Below are 18,136 nucleotides of genomic sequence, written 5' to 3' on the forward strand. Positions count from 1 at the left end.
TATGCAACGCAACAAATATGAAGGGAGAAGAAAAGATGCCATCTTTCGATATTGTTTCTGAAGTGGATATTCAGGAAGTGCGTAACGGCGTGGATAACGCTAGCCGTGAAGTCGAGTCACGTTTCGATTTTCGGGGCGTTGAGGCCACTTTCGAGCTGAATGACGCAAATAAGACCATTAAGGTGCTCAGCGAGTCCGATTTCCAGGTAAACCAGTTGCTGGATATTTTGCGTGCCAAGCTGCTGAAACGCGGCATTGAAGGTACCTCACTGGATGTTCCGGAAGAGTTCGTCCACAGTGGTAAAACCTGGTTTGTTGAAGCCAAACTGAAGCAGGGCATTGAGAGCGCGGTGCAGAAGAAAATCGTTAAGCTCATCAAAGACAGCAAGCTGAAAGTGCAGGCGCAAATCCAGGGTGAAGAGATTCGCGTAACCGGTAAATCCCGTGACGATCTGCAGTCCGTGATGGCTCTGGTGCGAGGCGGCGATCTGGGGCAGCCGTTCCAGTTTAAAAACTTCCGTGATTAATAAATAAGCCCGGTCGGACCGGGCTTTTTTTTAGGCTTTCACTGCCTGCTCCACTTCGAAACGGTTAGTCACCTTGCTGTCAATTTTGACGTAGGCACTGCGCTCTTCCGCGGCAATAAGAACTTCACTTACGCCTTCAGTGGATTCAAGACGCTGTTTCAGCGCTTCACTTATCTCAACGCCATCAGGAATTTCGATCCGCAGGCTGCTTACGTAACGGGGCTCTTTCATGGTGGTGGCAACAAACAGCCAGACCATGGCCAGCAGTGCGCCCGCGAGGAAGACCGTTTGTGAGTCAAACAGACCATCTACCCAGCCCCCAAGCGAGCCGCCAATGGCCACTCCAAGAAACTGGCTGGTGGAGTAAATGCCCATCGCCGTCCCTTTATAACCGGCCGGAGACTCTTTGCTGATCAGCGACGGCAGCAGCGCTTCCATCAGGTTAAAAGCGAGGAAAAAGAGTTGTACGCCGGCTACCAGCTCCCAAAAGTGCGGGCCGGAGCCCCAAAGCACGATCTCGGCAATGAGCAATATCGCCACGCAACCGATAAAGACGCGCTTCATCTTACGCTTCACTTCGGCATAGATAATAAATGGCACCACCGAGACGAACGAAATCAGCATCGTCACGAGGTAAATCTTCCAGTGCTCTGCCGCCGGAAAACCTGCCGCTGCAAGCTGTCCTGGCAGGGCGACAAAGGTCGACATCAGCAGAATATGCAGGCACATAATGCCGAAGTTAAGCTTGAGCAGGCGCGGCTCCACGAGCACTTTGCTGAAGCAGCCTTTCACCATCCCCGACTCACGGTTAAGGACGTGATTTTTACTGTCCGGCACTACCCACAGCGTTAAAGCAATACCGATAGTCGCCAGTATGGCAATCATCCAGAACAGGGCATGCAGACCCAGCTTATGCGTAATAACCGGGCCGAGCACCATCGCTATGGCAAAGGTCACCCCGAAACTCACGCCAATAAAGGCCATTGCTTTGGTGCGGTTTTGTTCGCGCGTTAAGTCTGACAACAGCGCCATCACGGCGGCGGCTATCGCCCCGGAACCTTGCAGCGCGCGGCCAAGAATAATACCCCAGATAGAGTGGGAGAGGGCGGCGATAATGCTACCCAGCACGAAGACCAGCAATCCGCCCACAATTAACGGCTTGCGACCTACGCGGTCAGAGAGCAGACCGAAGGGGATCTGGAAGATGGCCTGGGCCAGGCCATAGATGCCAATCGCCAGACCAATCAATGCTTCGCTGGCACCCTGCAGCGCCATACCATACGTAGTCAGAACGGGCAGGACCATAAACATGCCGAGCATACGCAGTGAGAAAACAGTCCCTAAACCCCAGGTGGCGCGCAACTCGCCCGGCGTCATTTTATAATCGTTCATTACCACCTCAACCTAAAAGCAGGCCATAGTTTAGGTGGGGTGATAAGTGCGGTAAATAGATGTTTGTTAAAATATATTAAGTAAACGTTAATGTTAGCGTTTTTCAGCCAGATAAATGTGGGCATTGAGGCACGAAATGCAAAATTGTAACGTTAGCAGAGTCAAGAAAGGCTTCCGTCTTGTTAACCTTTATCTCTCTTGATGTGTTTGAATCAAATCTCTTCCAACCGAATGCGGTTTTGTTCAGGCATTATCTTGTTCGCCCAAAAGTTCATAACAATAATAAGTTTGGCTACCTGCGTCGTAAATGAAGGGGTTTAATGATTTCTTTACCCGTTATAAGTTATTTAAAAGTTTATGGCGGCTATCTGCTACCAACGCAAAGTCATGAGCATAGTGATGCTGCCATGCAGGTGATCGCACTGACAATCCGCATTGACTGGAATGCAATATATTTATCCAATTTATAAGTCTGATGCTATCATTTTTATTTCGAATGTATTCTTTTGGCCTGTTTTAATAGAGTGGGTTTAATATAAGCAGGGTATTTAAACTACAAAACTATTGAAGGTATTTAATGTTATCTTGCATTGTATTTATCGGTGGCTGTTAAAAGGATATTTATTTTGGGTTTAAAAGAGTGGGGCGCCGAAACAGTTTTGACGCTAAAGCAACGATTTTAATGAGTAACTTTTTAAAATAACAACATGTATTGATGGTGCGAAAAGCAGACTAATCGAATATAAACATAATATGAACCATGTTGTTTTTGTCTCTTCAGTATGTGAAATAGGTGTGAATATACGGCGATGGAAGTTTTAGATAAAACATGATTTACTTCATTAATGGTTCATTGTGTTTGTATATTACTGAAAAGTATAGATTTATTTTGCATTTACCCATTGCTAAAAAGTTGCGAATAAATTCACTCTCATTTTTTTATATAATTCATTAAGAAAAGTGTTGATTCACGTTTTTGTCACAGAATTCAGGGCTTATTCACTATTGTATTAATCTCGTTACGATTAAAATTCTGCTGTCAAAGAGGTTGGGTGACTTTATTTAGATGTTCGATTTGAACATCTAACAAAGAAGATCTGCATCGAAATTTTGCTCAGTAACTACACGAATCCTGAACAGGGAGGCGTGAGTTCTCAGACATATTTACTTTGTGGTGAAGCTATTGGGTGGTGTTAATTGTTGCGCCATGAAATTAGTTTCATTAAAGGCGGATTTAAATTCATTATTTTGCCTGATCTTTTTGAGTTAATGAGGTCGGCATAGCATGACCTTGTAGCATAGTTTATTAACATATAATTGAATGTACCTGCGGCATGAAATGGCCAAAAGGGAGACGATTTTGAATTAAAGTTCAGTGTTCGGGTTTCCTTTGGTCTGGGTATTAACAACATAATCTTTACTTGATAGGTTTATATGAAAAATAGCGAAAACAAATGTAAGGCAATCAGATTAAATCCTATTGCTGCTTCACTGTTAATGCTGATGCCAGTAATGGCGCAGGCGGCCGATATTACAATGGTTGATGGCAATGTAACCAGAGCAGCTAACGGTACGACTATTGTCAATATCAAAGCGCCAAACAGCAAAGGCATTTCTCATAACATTTATCAGACTCTGAATGTCAATAAAGAGGGGCTGATCTTAAATAACGCCGGTAACACCACAACGTCGCAACCCTCTCCGGGCTCAATATCTATCTTTGAAAAGTTGGGCCTTTCTCCGGCGACCAGTAATCCTGGAACGACGGTAGCGGGAAAAGTCACGACGACTTTGGGTGGCCAGATCGACAGCAACCCGAACCTGGCGGGAGGGAGTACTGCACGCGTAATATTGAACGAAGTGACCTCACGTAAACCGAGTGCACTGAATGGCATGATAGAGGTCGCAGGCGATGCTGCTCATGTAATTATCGCTAACCCTAACGGTATTACGACCAAGGATAGCGGTTTCATCAACGCCTCAAAAGCAACCCTGACCACCGGGACGCCAGAGATTAAAGATGGCGAGCTGAAAGGCTACATCGTGAGCGACGGTCTTATCACGGTTGGAGGTTTGCAGAGCACATCTCCTACGGAAATCCTGGCGCGTCACGCCAAAATAACAGGCACTATCCAGACGGGTGAACTGAAGGTTATTGCAGGCACCAACAAAATTAACACGCAAGGTGTCGTGACGGCGACGTCAGTGCCGCTCACAAAAATATCGGGCTTTAGTGTGGATGTTTCCCGTTTAGGGGGCATGTATGCAAACAAAATCAGCCTGATAAGCACAGAAAAGGGTACCGGTGTGCGTAACGAAGGCACCATTGGCGGCGGCGCGGGTGGCGTCAAGATTACAAATACCGGCAAGCTGGTTAATAGCCGCGGAACACTCACGTCCAACGGAAATATCGAAATAGCGAATAACGGTAAAATTGATAACACCGCTGGCAGTATCCTGGGTGACAGAATGATTTCGATCGACTCCCATGGACAAGCCTTCACAAACATTCGCGGTGGACGCGTTTATGGCGTCTCAAATGTCAATATCAGCAGCGGTGCACTCGATAACTCCAACGGTAAGTTAGCTTCGGGCGCGACCTTAGCTGTCAATACCAATGATAAGAACCTGACTAACACCGGCAAAGGCCCTACTGCAGGTATTGAGGGTGCAGTTGTTGCGCTTGAGACAGGCTACATGAGCAATATCAATGGTCAAATTAGCGGCGGCACGGTGAGGGCAAAAAACTCCTCCGTTAACAACTATACAGGGACGATATCGTCAACTAATGATATTACGCTGGAAAGCAAAAATGTTCTTGATAACCAGCGTGGTATGATTCGTTCCACCGCAGGCAATGTGGTTATGAAAGCAACCAACATGAACAGCGTAGGGTCATACATCGCGGGTAAAAATGTCACCATTGAGTCCGCTGTAGACATAAGCAGTAAGTATTCTCTGATCGCGGCTACCGAAAGGCTGAATCTGAAAGCGGGTGGAACTATCGATTCAAGTTCTGCAGACAAATTTAATGATAATGCTGGAAAGCAATTTAACCTCGAAAAACAAAAAGGCGGTTTAGTAGGCGGCCAGGGCGTCACAATCACTTCTCGTAAATTGAATGTTGATGACAGCCGTATCCTTGCCCAGAGAGGGAATGTAAATATTACGACCAGCAATGCGCTGCTGAGCAGTCGTGCACAGATTGCCGCAAATGCTGGCAGCATGCTGATTAATTCAGAACGTGTATATGCCGATTATTCAACGCTCTATAGTTCAGGCGACCTGCGCATCAATACGACGGGTCTGTCTTTAAATGGGGCAGGTAGCGTTGAGAGTAATAATAGAACAGGCGTGATAAATTCTGATCGCAATGTTTTATTGAGCGTTAATGGTAATTTCAGTAATTCCGGATGGATAAGCGGTAAAGAGGGCGTTACTTTAACAAGTACAGGTTATATGACCAACCATGGCACTATTAACTCCGAAAAGGATATTGCTATTACGGCTAAGTCATTAACTAATAACAAAGATATTACGGCGGGAAGAACTCTTAATATCAATGCTACTTATGATGTGACGAACAATGCCAATAGTAGAATTTCGGGTTTGACCACACGGGTTAACGCTGAAAATGTTTCTAATCGGGGTAAGTTAGAAGCGGGTTCGCGCCTGAATGTTACAGCTAATAAAAATGTGTATAACTACGACAGTATGTTTACTGCAGGGAATGCGGTTATTCATGCTCAATCTATCTTTAACTCTGGTTCATCGGCTGTCATGGGGGGGACCCGTGGTCTGGACGTTACCCCTGCTACAATCGGTGGCGAAGGCGGTAGGGTAGTTGGTCTGTAGTTAATTAATAGATGGAAGCAGAGTTCTTTTCTGCTTCCATCCTCTTAAGGATGAGAATGGATACTCGCTCGTTTATTGGTCTTGCCGTAGTTTTTTTTCTGGTTAGTGTTGAATCCGTAGCTGAAGTGCAGTTGGGGCGGCTTGTCAAAGAACAGCAAAGTCAGGATAACGCGGTTCAACAAGAAAATAAGGTTGAAAAGAAAGACGTCTTTGCCAAAGCGCCACAACAATCTTTCGAAGTGAGTGATTTTCCGTATGAAGCTCAATGTTTTCAGATTGATGAGCTGATACTGGAAAATGATTTTCTTAAGAAGCGTGGTTTAAACCAAATTAAAGAAAAAATAGCAGGGAAATGCTTAGGTATAAAAGGTATCGAGAAAGCGGCTATCCTTGTTCAAGATTATTATATCAATGCAGGTTTTGTTACAACGCGCGTTGAGACACCTTCACAAGATCTTGCCACTAAAAAACTTATTTTAAAAATTACTCCTGGCTTGATTGAAGAGATCATTGTTATCAATGATGATGTCATTAAGTCACTTCTTCCTTTCGGTAAAGGCGACGTGCTCAATCTACGCGATATTGAGCAAGGTTTAGAGAATATACAACGCACACCTGGCGTCGATGTTAAAATACAAATTCTACCAGGTGACCAAAATGGGATGAGCAAAGTTCTTATCGATCCCCAGCGGAGTTCACGCTGGAATATTCGAACGTCTTATAGCAATTTTGGCGATGAAAGCACAGGTCGACAGCTTTTGGGGATGACGGGCTATTTGTATAATATAGCCAAAATAAGTGATCTCTTTTATTTGGCTGGGACAAGTAGCCAGACTGGGGGATATAAAAACCTCAGTACTTACTATAGCTTCCCTGTGGGTTACACCGAGCTTAGCGCCTATTATAGTACCAGTAAATCTCGTCAAGGCATTGGTTTGGCAGGCTACGTTTTCGACTATATAGGCAAGACTGAATATCTCAACCTTAAAGGGTATCGGATGTTACGTCGTGATGCAGATTCTAAACTGGCTGCAACGGCTGAAATCATACGGCGTAAATACAACTATACGCTGGCAGATACGGAGCTTGAGCTGCAAAAGCGCAACATGACGAACTTGCGTTTAGGGGTGAACTATAAGCAAAACTTCACCGGTGCAACCCTGGATACCACATTAACATGGCAGCGATTCGTCCCCTGGTTGGGAGGAGAGAAAACCCCCGATATGCGCTATGGTGACGTCAGTTCCCGTAGTCAGATAGTGAATTTCAACGCCAGCTACGTTAAATCAATGACTTTCTTACCTGTGGCCGCGTACTACGAGCTCAATGTGGGCGGACAGTACTCACCTGATAACCTGACCTTGCAGGATAGACTTACTATCGGCGATCGCTGGAGCGTTCGCGGTTTTGAGAACAGTGGCGGAATTGATGGTAACAGAGGCTTCTGGTTACAGAACACGCTGAATGTGTTTACGGGCTTTAAAGATAGCGTTGCGTACATAGGCACGGATTATGGACAGATCGTCAGTAGCGACTCAACGCAGGACGCTGGAGGTAAAAAAATGATGGGGGGCGTTGTCGGTATCAAGGGGGATATCAAATCTCTTCAATATGATTTCTCAATGACCAGCCCATTCCTTTATCCTAAGAACCTGGATGTGGATAAATATACCGTTAATATGAATTTAAGTTACCAGCTATAATCCCGGTACCTGAGTATTAAAACGTCATTATTGCATGTCCGCTCTTATCCACGGCGATCATGTAGTGATATAAAACGCTGCTTATAACAGGTGAGGGGCAGTATGCTACATTCCCCGGCGTCTCGTAGGTGCAGGTTATGATGCCGGGCTTGCCAGCAACGCCAGAGTAGTCTGCCTGAGATAACGACTGAGGTATCCTTGCTGATGCGTTAGTTCAGAGAGTAAAGTGAATAAAACCGCTAATTTTTTCTGGCAGGCAGCTTTACCTGCCAGAAATTTCACTCTGCGTCAGGCAGAGGCAGCATCAATAAATTTATTCCAGTCATTTCCGGCATTACTGACGAAGTTAGACCAACTGTCTCCAGCGGTACTGGTAAAGTTATTCCAGTTACTGGAGCCAGTCGAAACGACAGATGTCCAGCTGGACTGGCCAATCACATACTTACCGAACTCCAGTGCGCTATCGGCGACAAAATGCGTAAATGCCGTACCAGACGTCCAGACAAACGAGGCAAAACCGATGCCTGAATTAAAAACAAAGCTGGAAAACCCGGTGACGGCGCCAAAGAGATCGAAGCCCCCTGAGACATATTCCATTTCAATTATAGATAATTCTTTCATGTTTATTCCCTTAATAAATAATCCTGAATACATCAGTTATGTATCCATTTCGGGAGGCTAACACTGTCGATAGCGTTAAGCTATAGCGTCTTCAAAACTAAGAATTAGTAAATATAGAGGGGTCACCTTGCATACTCTTAGCCTGGCATATGACCGTGACATCCTTGTCAGAACCTTACGCAAAAAAAAAGCCCCGGGCGCAGGCCCGAGGCTTTTTTAACAGCATCCTGAACTTACCAGACGTAAGTGAGCAGGCTGTGTGAATCCGGTACCATAAAATCGACGGACATCATCACGCTCAATGCGGTAATAGCAATGATAGAGAAGCCGAACAGCTTACGCGCCCAGACCTTATCATCTTCCACTTTATAACCGCGCAGTGCCATGCCCAGCCACCAAACGCTCACGGCGGCAGCGACAACCAGATATTTATACCCAGCGTAACCGCCCAAAGAGAGCATCAGCGTGGCGATAGCGAAGGCAATGATATAAAGCGTGATGTGGTTCTTGGCGACCGAAATGCCTTTCACGACCGGCAGAACCGGGATGTTCGCAGCCTGATAATCCTTAAAGCGGAAAATCGCAATGGCATAGGAGTGCGGCATCTGCCACAGGCTAAAGATAGCCAGTAGGATGAGCGCACCGCTGTCGAACTCGTTAGTGACCGCGCAGTAGCCAATCACCGGCGGCGCAGCGCCGGAGAGTGAACCAATCAGCGTACCGTAGACGGAGTGACGTTTCATATACAGGCTGTAGATGCCCACATAAACCACGAAACCCATCACCCCCAGCCAGCAGGCCAGAGGATTAGCACCGAACCACAGCAGCATAAAGCCAGCAATACCCAGCAAGGTGGCGTACACCAGCGAGACGGAAGGGGACATCAGGCCTTTTACCAGCACCCGGTTCTTAGTCCTTTCCATCTTCCTGTCGATATCCATGTCGATGTAGTTATTAAATACACAACCGGACGCAACCACCAGCGACACCCCAACCAGCGTATTGATAAAGAGGGTGTAATCAATGCTGCCCTTAGAGGCCAGCAGGAACCCTCCGATCACGGAGATCAGGTTGCCAAAGATGATGCCTGGTTTCGTAACTTGCAGGTATTGCTTAAACATACTCGCCGCTCTTAGTGAACCATCATGTTGTAGTTGAGGTTCCACATGATCCAGATGGAGCCGACTACCAGGATTGCGATGATAATCACAGTAAAGACGAAGGCCGTCATGTTCCAGCCTTCATCAGACTTGGTGTTCATGTGCAGGAAGCAAACCAGATGCACCAGAATCTGAATCACCGCGGTCACCAGGATTGCACCCAGAATAACCGGCTTAGAAGCAGAACCGCTCATCACCATCCAGAAGGGGATAACCGTCAGGATGATCGACAGGATGAAACCTGTCATATAGGTTTTTACGCTGCCATGGGAAGCGCCATGATCGTTAGAATGACTCATTACATCGCCCCCATCAGATACACAACAGAGAACACACAGATCCAAACCACATCCAGGAAGTGCCAGAACAGGCTCAGGCACATAATACGGGTGCGGTTGGTGCTCGTCAGGCCACGACGGGATACCTGGAACATCAGTACCGCCATCCAGATCAGGCCTGAGGTTACGTGCAGACCGTGGGTACCCACCAGCGCGAAGAACGCGGACAGGAAGCCACTACGATCCGGGCCGAAACCTTCAGCAATCAGGTGATGGAATTCATAGATTTCCATCCCGATGAAGCCCGCACCAAACAACCAGGTCAACGCCAGCCAGGAGACAACCTGGCTCTTGTTGTTTTTATACATGGCAATAGCGGCCATGCCGTAGGTGATGGAGCTGAACAGCAGCAGTGCGGTTTCAACCAGAACGAACGGCAGTTCAAAGATGTCCTTACCGGTCGGACCGCCCGCTGTGCCGTTCACCAGAACGGCATAGGTTGCGAACAGACAGCAGAACAGAATGCAGTCGCTCATCAGGTAGATCCAGAAACCGAAAACTTTCATCGGTCCTGTATCGTGGTGCGCGTGTTCATGCGCATGGGCAGTTGAGTGCGCCAGAGTATCAGTTGCCATTTTTCAGCCCCGCTTTAGCAATCTCGTCGAAATGCTGGTTTTCCAGTTTTTCAACTTCACGGACTGGTACGTAGTAGTCCACGTCCTCGTCAAAGCTCTTCACAATCCAGCTAATTACGATGCCAGCAAAGCCAACAATCGCCAGCCACCAGATGTGCCAGATCATTGCGAAACCAAATACCGTAGCGAAGGCGGCAATCACAATGCCCGCACCGCTGTTTTTCGGCATGTGGATCTCTTCGTAATGTGCTGGTTGCTTGTACGCTTCACCTTTTTCTTTCATTTCCCAGAATGCGTCGCGCTCATGAATCTGCGGCACAATGGCGAAGTTATAGAACGGAGGTGGAGAAGAGGTTGCCCACTCCAGCGTACGGCCACCCCATGGGTCACCGGTCAGGTCACGGTTCTGGTCGCGGTCGCGAATAGAGACGTAGAACTGAATCAGCTGAGAAGCAATACCACAGGCAATCAGTACCGCACCGCCTGCTGCAATCATCAGCATTGGGTGGAACTGTGGATCAATCTGCTGGCTAAGACGACGGGTCATACCCATGAAGCCCAGCACGTACAGCGGCATAAATGCAACGAAGAAGCCGATGATCCAGAACCAGAAGGCGCGTTTACCCCATTTTTCGTTCAGGGTGAAACCGAACGCTTTTGGCCACCAGTAAGTCACACCTGCGAAGCAACCGAAGACCACACCGCCGATGATAACGTTATGGAAGTGGGCAATCAGGAACAGACTGTTGTGCAGTACGAAGTCTGCACCCGGTACCGCCAGCAGTACGCCGGTCATCCCACCAACGGAGAAGGTCACGATGAAGCCGATAGTCCACAGCATTGCTGAGTGGAACTGGATACGGCCCTGGTACATGGTGAACAGCCAGTTGAAGATCTTCACCCCGGTCGGGATGGCGATAATCATTGTGGTAATACCGAAGAAGGCGTTTACGTTCGCGCCCGCACCCATGGTGAAGAAGTGGTGCAGCCAAACGATGAACGACAGAACGGTAATACACACGGTTGCCCACACCAGCGAGGTGTAACCAAACAGGCGTTTACGGGAGAAGGTTGCTGCGATTTCGGAGAAGACACCGAACACTGGCAGAACCAGGATGTACACTTCCGGGTGACCCCAGGCCCAAATCAGGTTGATGTACATCATCATGTTGCCACCCATATCGTTCGTGAAGAAATGGGTGCCCAGATAACGATCCAGGGTCAGCAGCGCGACGGTGACAGTCAGAATTGGGAAGGAGGCAATAATCAGGATGTTGGCGCACAGAGATGCCCAGGTAAATACCGGCATCTTGAACATGGTCATGCCAGGGGCACGCATCTTGATAATCGTCACAAAGAAGTTAATACCGGTCAGGGTCGTACCGACACCGGAGAGCTGAAGCGCCCAAATCCAGTAATCAACACCGACACCAGGACTGTACTCAATTCCCGAAAGCGGCGGGTAGGCCAGCCAGCCGGTCTGCGCGAATTCGCCCACACCCAGTGACAGGTTTACCAGGATTACGCCAACAACGGTGAACCAGAAGCTCAGGTTGTTCAGGAACGGGTAAGCAACGTCGCGCGCACCGATTTGCAGCGGTACTACAACGTTCATCAGACCGATTACCAGCGGCATCGCCACGAAGAAGATCATGATAACGCCGTGAGCGGTAAAGATCTGATCGTAGTGGTGCGGTGGCAGGAAGCCAGCTTCACCAGCCGAGGCAAGCGCCTGCTGGCTACGCATCATGATCGCATCCGCAAAGCCACGAATTAACATGACGATACCGACGATGCAGTACATGATACCGAGTTTTTTGTGGTCAACCGAAGTCAGCCACTCATTCCACAGGTAGCTCCACTTACCGAAGTAAGTGATCAGGCCAACTAAGGCCGCACCACCAATGATAATTGCAGCAATCGTAACCATGATAATGGGTTCATGGTACGGCACTGCATCCAGTGTCAATTTTCCGAACATTTTCTTCCTCGGCCCCTTAGTGAGCGGTTTCCGCGTGGCTCATGTCCATGCCTTCCATCCCTTCGTGCGAGCTATGCTCACCTTCAGGCTGGGTCACGTCCATGCTCTTGCCATGATCCATAAATTTGCCAATCACATCTTTGAACAAATTCGGTTTCACGTCAGAGAAGTACTCCACCTTGTTATATTCGCTAGGTGTTGCCACTTTTTCGAATGCCGCCATGTCAGACATGGTGTTCGTAGACTGCTTCGCTTTTTCAACCCACTGGTCGAAGGCGGCGCGGTCAGGAGTGGCAATGGCTTTGAACTTCATACCAGAGAAGCCTGGGCCACTGTAGCTGGCGGAGATACCATCGTAGGTGCCTGCTTCATTCGCGATCAGATGCAGGTTAGTCTGCATACCGGCCATCGCGTAAATCTGGCTACCCAGACGCGGAATAAAGAAGGAGTTCATCACGGAGTTCGAGGTCACTTTGAATTCCACCGGAGTGTTCGCCGGGAAGGCGATTTCATTCACGGTAGCAATGCCCTGTTCCGGGTAGATGAAGAACCATTTCCAGTCCATGGAGACCACTTCAATGGTAATAGGTTTCTCATCGTGAACCAGCGGTTTGCTTGGCTCGAGTGCGTGAGTGGTTTTCCATGTCAGCACAGCGAGGAACAGGATGATCAGGATAGGAACCGTCCAGACCACAGCTTCAACTTTGTTGGAGTGTGACCAGTTAGGGCTATACTTCGCATCTTTATTGCTCGCACGGTACTTCCAGGCGAAACCAACTGCCATCAAAATGGCAGGAATAACGACGATCATCATCAGGCCGAAAGCCGTCAGAATCAGGGAACGTTGTTCCAGTCCAATCTGTCCTTTGGGGTCTAGAAGTGCAGAATCACAGCCACTAAGTAAAACAGTGCCTGCAATTAACGACAACCATCCCAAACCTTTATTGTATTTCCTAAGTGTCATTTAACGACCTCAATTCCACGGGGACCTGGTGGCGTTTAAAGTGTGGGGGCATTTTACGGGAAGGTTACATTACTGTAAACATCATTAGCCCTGTGTCAGGAAGGTGTTACCGGGTTCTGCCGCACATGTCACATGTGTTGCAAAACGTGTCTAATTTTAAGACAAAAGTCGCGTGTTATGGGCGTTATAACGAAACAGTTTCTGAAACCGGTGCCAGGCGGGGAATTGGTATAACCATTGCAAAAAATACACAAATAATTAACAAATGATTATCAATAAAAGGACATTTAAAAAACGATAAATTAAACTTTCATCAGCTGAATCGTTTAATGGAAAATAGAGTTTATTATCGCTTCCAGTAATTTCCAAATTTCTATTGCGCACGAAACAACAAATATAATTTTTCATTCACCAGGGTTATTTGCCGTTATAATTTCACACTGTTATTACAACGGCAAATAACCTTTTCTTCTGGATTAGGCCATCTGATGTCTGCGCAGCGCCAGGTAATCCAGCACCGCACCGATAAGGATACCCGTCACCGCCAGTAGGGCACCTACGTCGAGCAGAAGATCGGCCATCGGCAAGGCGAGCGCGGTGAGTGCATTAACGATCAACACCAGCAGCCAAACGCCGAGTAACGCACAGCCGGCCATCAGCATGCGCAGAGCAAAACGGTACGCGGAAGGGAAGTCACTTCTCGGCATGAATTGCTCCGTTTGCTGGGTATATTCCAGTGAGCGGCGGCAAATTAGTAAAAGGATCAACCCGGGAACGGCGGCGATAACCGAGAACAGATAGAACTGAGGCCAGCCGTGCGCTTCAACGAACCAGCCTGCCAGCGGGCCGACGTACACCCGGCCAACCGCCGAAAGGGCAGAGAGCAGCGCAAACTGGGTGGCTGAAAAGGATTTGTTGCACAGCGTCATCAGCAGGGCCACAAAGGCAGCTGTGCCCATACCCCCGCACAGATTTTCAAAGAAGACCGCGGCTGCCATGCTCATCATCTGCTTATCGGTCACTGACAGTAACCAGTAACCCGCGTTGGAGATGCCCTGTAGAATGCCAAAGATCAGCAGTGCACGGAATAGCGTTAAACGCTGCATCAACACTCCGCCGTACAGCGCACCCACAATCGTGGCGATCAGCCCCAGGGTTTTATTCACCACGCCCACTTCGCCGGCATCAAATCCGACGCCACGAATAAGAAAGGTGGTGGTGAGGCTCATGGCAAACGCATCGCCCAGTTTGTAGAGCACAATCAACAGCAGGATCAGCCAGGCGTTATTACGGGCAAAGAAGTCACGTAGCGGCTCGGCCACGGCCTGCTCGAGCGTGCGCGGCACCGGAATAATATCGTCTGGTTCGGGCGCGAGTAGGGTGGCGATCATGCAGGGGATGATTAACGCGGCCATAAGCCAATACATACCGTGCCAGCCGAGATAACGGTCAGCCAGCCAGAGCGCCAGTCCGCCAGATACCAACATTCCCAGCCGATAGCCCAGAACGCTGATCGCCGCGCCTGCCCCGCGCTCTTCTGCAGGCAGCACGTCGGTTTTCCAGGCATCAAAGACAATATCTTGCGACGCCGAGCAGAAGGCGATGACCACCGCCAGCGCCGCCATCCAGCGTAGCTGTGAAGAGGGATCAAGGAAACCCATCCCGGCGATGGCCAGTAAGAGCAGCGCCTGCGTTATCAACAGCCAGCCCCGGCGACGGCCGAGCAACGGCGGCGTGTAGCGGTCCATCACCGGCGACCAGAGGAATTTAAAGACGTAAGCCTGGCCGACCAGAGAGAAGAAGCCAATGGTCTTAAGATCGATGTTCTCAACCGTCATCCAGGCTTGCAGGGTGCCGGAGGTCAAAGCGAGGGGCAAACCGGAGGCGAAGCCGAGGATCAGCAAAATCGCTGATTTAGGTTGCTGGAAAATACGTAAGTATTGGCTGGACATGTATGCAATGAGAACTGACCCGGCGAAGTGCCGGGTCAGTGAACAGAATTAACGCGCGTTCTGTTTGATGAATTCATGAATGCTGGTGTCCTGCGCCATATCGGCGATGGTATCAGTCAGCACGCTGTTAACCGCATTGGCAATATTCTTGTTGGTGGCCTGGAAGGCGCCTTCAACGGAATAGCTTGCACGGTAGTTTTTGTTCATCTTATTGCCGTTCTTCGCGGTTGCGATGATGGCGATATCTGCTTTGGTGGAGATGTTGTAGCGTACGTTGCCCTGAGAGACATCGGCATACAGATTGTTGACGATAATCTGCAGATCAACCGCACCGCTTGGGCCAATCATGTAGCCGCGGGAGGTCATTTGCTTCTCAAGCACTTCCTGCAGCAAGAAGCGCAGGTCGCGGGATGCGGTCAGGGTAACCAGCTGGTTATCGCGGGTCACTTTCGCCAGAGCCTGGTCGCGGCGCTGGTCAGCACCATTGATGCTTACGGTCACGCCCATCAGGCTTGGATCCTGCTGCGGCAGGGAAATTTTTGGCGAAACGTCAATGGTGGTTGGCGGTGTGGCGCAGCCGGCCAGCATGAAAAGTGCAACAAGCGGGAAAAGGAGTTTTTTTAACATGTTCGGGGTCTCTACGGATCGTAATCATAAATAGACAAAAATTGCCGCCATCATAACATCGCCAACGGCGAGGGGAAGTGGTCAACGCATGTAAATTCATCGTCTTGACTGAAATCTGACCACCTGAACACAATTCCTTATGCCCCTGGGGCAAAACGCATGAGTCTCTTATAGGACTTCATCCCTTTGAATGAGAAAATCAGACGAAAGCTAAATTTTTGTTGTCTTCTTGTTATGCAAGCGGTAAAAGCGGCTAACATTTAAAGGGATGGGTGACATCTCAGCGTTGTCGGAGGAGTAATTTCATGATGATACGTGAACAGATCGAAGATAAATTAAGGGCAGCGTTCGAACCCGTGTTCCTCGAAGTCGTCGACGAGAGCTATCGTCATAACGTACCGGCAGGCTCCGAAAGCCATTTCAAAGTGGTGCTGGTGAGCGATCGTTTTGCCGGTGAGCGGTTCCTTAATCGCCATCGTATGATCTACGGTACGTTGACGGAGGAGCTTTCATCTACCGTACATGCGCTGGCGCTGCACACTTACACTATTAAGGAGTGGAAGGGCCTGCAGGATACCATCTTCGCGTCGCCACCGTGCCGCGGAGCCGGGACTATCGCGTAGTAAATCCCGTTTGCAACAGCGGGAGCTTTTCCAGTATGTTGCATAAAGATTACGTCAAAACGGCCTGCGGGCCGTTTTGTTTTGTCCGGGTTTTGAACCGGTGACGCGATTTTTAGGCGAAAAATAGCCAGAAATTGTGAAAAAAGCCGCAGCAACATGCGGCAACCGTTCTCGACTCACCTAAGTGATGCCGCTATAATGCCGCGTCTTAATGTATGTCTTCGGGATGATTCTGGCGACAGGGAATGTGAATCTGCACTAAGAGAGCATCCCGGCAAACTGACAGATTCAGAGTTGACCGAGCACTGTGATTTTTTTGAGGTAACAAGATGCAAGTTTCAGTTGAAACCACTCAAGGCCTTGGCCGCCGTGTAACGATTACTATCGCTGCTGACAGCATCGAAAACGCTGTTAAGAGCGAGCTGGTCAACGTCGCGAAAAAAGTCCGTATTGACGGCTTCCGTAAGGGCAAAGTCCCAATGAATGTTGTTGCTCAGCGTTATGGCGCTTCTGTACGTCAGGACGTGCTGGGCGAGCTGATGAGCCGTAACTTTATCGACGCCATCATCAAAGAAAAAATCAATCCAGCTGGCGCACCGAACTATGTTCCGGGCGAATACAAGCTGGGCGAAGACTTCACCTACTCTGTAGAGTTCGAAGTTTACCCGGAAGTTGAGCTGAAAGGTCTGGAATCCATCGAAGTTGAAAAACCGGTTGTTGAAGTGACCGATACCGACGTTGACGGCATGCTGGACACCCTGCGTAAGCAGCAGGCAACCTGGAAAGACAAAGACGGCGCTGCTGATGCAGAAGACCGCGTCACTGTAGACTTCAGCGGTTCTGTCGACGGCGAAGAGTTCGAAGGCGGTAAAGCGTCTGACTTCGTACTGGCTATGGGCCAGGGTCGTATGATCCCAGGCTTTGAAGACGGTATCAAAGGCCATAAAGCTGGTGAAGAGTTCACCATCGACGTGACCTTCCCGGAAGAGTACCACGCTGAAAACCTGAAAGGTAAAGCAGCGAAGTTCGCGATCAACCTGAAGAAAGTGGAAGAGCGTGAACTGCCAGAGCTGACTGAAGAGTTCATCAAACGTTTCGGCGTTGAAGATGGTTCCGTAGCGGGTCTGCGTGCTGAAGTGCGTAAAAACATGGAGCGCGAGCTGAAAGGCGCCGTGCGTAACCGCGTTAAGTCTCAGGCGATCGACGGTCTGGTTAAAGCGAACGAAATCGATATCCCTGCAGCCCTGATCGACAGCGAAATCGACGTTCTGCGTCGCCAGGCTGCTCAGCGTTTCGGTGGTAACGAGAAACAAGCGCTGGAACTGCCACGTGAACTGTTCGAAGAGCAAGCGAAACGTCGCGTTGTTGTTGGCCTGCTGCTGGGCGAAGTGATTCGTACCCACGAACTGAAAGCTGACGAAGAGCGCGTAAAAGGCCTGATCGAAGAGATGGCTTCCGCTTACGAAGATCCGGCAGAAGTGGTTGAGTTCTACGGCAAGAACAAAGAGCTGATGGACAACATGCGCAATGTTGCTCTGGAAGAGCAGGCTGTAGAAGCCGTTCTGGCAAAAGCTAAAGTGACTGAAAAAGCCACTTCTTTCAACGAACTGATGAACCAGCAGGCGTAATTCCGCCGCGTTTGTTTAAAGTTTGTACAAAAACCCGTTGCCTTCCGGCGGCGGGTTTTTTTTATCACACTAATAGCCCAGGAAGAGTGCTAAAACGCCCTTTCAGTGTTAGCGTAACAGCAAAAGATTGTTATGCTTGAAATAGGGCGATGCCACCCCCATTTGTGGGAAAGTAGTATTAAAGAGACTG

14 protein-coding genes are annotated in these 18,136 nt (G+C 48.9%); 5 read left to right on the forward strand and 9 right to left on the reverse strand.

From position 1 onward, the window contains the following. The first annotated feature begins 35 nt into the window (after nucleotides 1–35). The gene (locus WFN75_RS00625) at nucleotides 36–527 is read left to right on the forward strand and encodes a YajQ family cyclic di-GMP-binding protein (RefSeq protein WP_040076922.1); all 492 of its coding nucleotides are present in this window, start codon (nucleotides 36–38) and stop codon (nucleotides 525–527) included. A 30-nt stretch (nucleotides 528–557) separates the two neighbouring features. On the opposite strand, the gene WFN75_RS00630 is transcribed toward WFN75_RS00625, so the two are convergent. After that, nucleotides 558–1,919, reverse strand: a complete 1,362-nt coding sequence (locus WFN75_RS00630) for an MFS transporter (RefSeq protein WP_336995436.1) — start codon at nucleotides 1,917–1,919, stop codon at nucleotides 558–560. 1,434 nt (nucleotides 1,920–3,353) lie between these two features. Here WFN75_RS00630 and WFN75_RS00635 point away from each other — a divergent pair. Further along, nucleotides 3,354–5,774: a two-partner secretion domain-containing protein gene (locus WFN75_RS00635; RefSeq protein ID WP_336995437.1), complete on the forward strand. Its 2,421-nt coding sequence runs from the start codon at nucleotides 3,354–3,356 to the stop codon at nucleotides 5,772–5,774. 56 nt (nucleotides 5,775–5,830) lie between these two features. Next, complete coding sequence (locus WFN75_RS00640) at nucleotides 5,831–7,477, forward strand: ShlB/FhaC/HecB family hemolysin secretion/activation protein (protein ID WP_336995438.1); 1,647 nt, start codon at nucleotides 5,831–5,833, stop codon at nucleotides 7,475–7,477. A gap of 288 nt (nucleotides 7,478–7,765) precedes the next feature. Here the strand turns inward: WFN75_RS00640 and WFN75_RS00645 are convergent, their stop codons facing one another. From WFN75_RS00645 to WFN75_RS00680, 8 genes are all read right to left on the reverse strand, one after another. After that, a complete protein-coding gene (locus tag WFN75_RS00645; RefSeq protein WP_046884459.1) occupies nucleotides 7,766–8,098 on the reverse strand; it encodes a hypothetical protein in 333 nt (110 codons plus the stop codon). A 233-nt stretch (nucleotides 8,099–8,331) separates the two neighbouring features. Next, a complete protein-coding gene (gene cyoE, locus WFN75_RS00650; protein ID WP_046884458.1) occupies nucleotides 8,332–9,219 on the reverse strand; it encodes a heme o synthase in 888 nt (295 codons plus the stop codon). An 11-nt stretch (nucleotides 9,220–9,230) separates the two neighbouring features. Beyond that, nucleotides 9,231–9,557 carry a cytochrome o ubiquinol oxidase subunit IV gene (locus tag WFN75_RS00655; protein WP_040076916.1) on the reverse strand — a complete coding sequence of 109 codons (327 nt, stop codon included), beginning with the start codon at nucleotides 9,555–9,557 and terminating at the stop codon, nucleotides 9,231–9,233. Beyond that, a complete protein-coding gene (locus WFN75_RS00660) occupies nucleotides 9,557–10,171 on the reverse strand; it encodes a cytochrome o ubiquinol oxidase subunit III (protein WP_040076915.1) in 615 nt (204 codons plus the stop codon). The genes WFN75_RS00655 and WFN75_RS00660 overlap by 1 nt, the downstream gene beginning before the upstream one ends. After that, nucleotides 10,161–12,152, reverse strand: a complete 1,992-nt coding sequence (cyoB, locus tag WFN75_RS00665; RefSeq protein ID WP_046884457.1) for a cytochrome o ubiquinol oxidase subunit I — start codon at nucleotides 12,150–12,152, stop codon at nucleotides 10,161–10,163. Before cyoB ends, WFN75_RS00660 begins: the two co-directional genes overlap by 11 nt. Nucleotides 12,153–12,168: 16 nt before the next feature. Continuing rightward, nucleotides 12,169–13,116 (reverse strand): cytochrome o ubiquinol oxidase subunit II, encoded by a 948-nt coding sequence (gene cyoA, locus WFN75_RS00670; protein WP_040076912.1) that lies wholly within the window; start codon nucleotides 13,114–13,116, stop codon nucleotides 12,169–12,171. A 476-nt stretch (nucleotides 13,117–13,592) separates the two neighbouring features. After that, nucleotides 13,593–15,068, reverse strand: a complete 1,476-nt coding sequence (ampG, locus tag WFN75_RS00675; RefSeq protein WP_288821263.1) for a muropeptide MFS transporter AmpG — start codon at nucleotides 15,066–15,068, stop codon at nucleotides 13,593–13,595. Nucleotides 15,069–15,116: 48 nt separating this feature from the next. Continuing rightward, nucleotides 15,117–15,695 carry a lipoprotein gene (locus WFN75_RS00680; protein WP_040076910.1) on the reverse strand — a complete coding sequence of 193 codons (579 nt, stop codon included), beginning with the start codon at nucleotides 15,693–15,695 and terminating at the stop codon, nucleotides 15,117–15,119. A gap of 305 nt (nucleotides 15,696–16,000) precedes the next feature. On the opposite strand from WFN75_RS00680, the gene bolA reads away from it, so the two are divergent. Next, entirely contained in the window at nucleotides 16,001–16,318 is a 318-nt protein-coding gene (gene bolA, locus WFN75_RS00685; RefSeq protein WP_040076908.1) for a transcriptional regulator BolA, read from the forward strand. Between the two features lie 329 nt (nucleotides 16,319–16,647). After that, nucleotides 16,648–17,946: a trigger factor gene (tig, locus tag WFN75_RS00690; RefSeq protein WP_046884455.1), complete on the forward strand. Its 1,299-nt coding sequence runs from the start codon at nucleotides 16,648–16,650 to the stop codon at nucleotides 17,944–17,946. Nucleotides 17,947–18,136: the final 190 nt, after the last annotated feature.

It is taken from the genome of Leclercia sp. UBA7405, assembly GCF_037152215.1.
Classification (GTDB): Bacteria; Pseudomonadota; Gammaproteobacteria; order Enterobacterales; family Enterobacteriaceae; genus Enterobacter; species Enterobacter pneumoniae.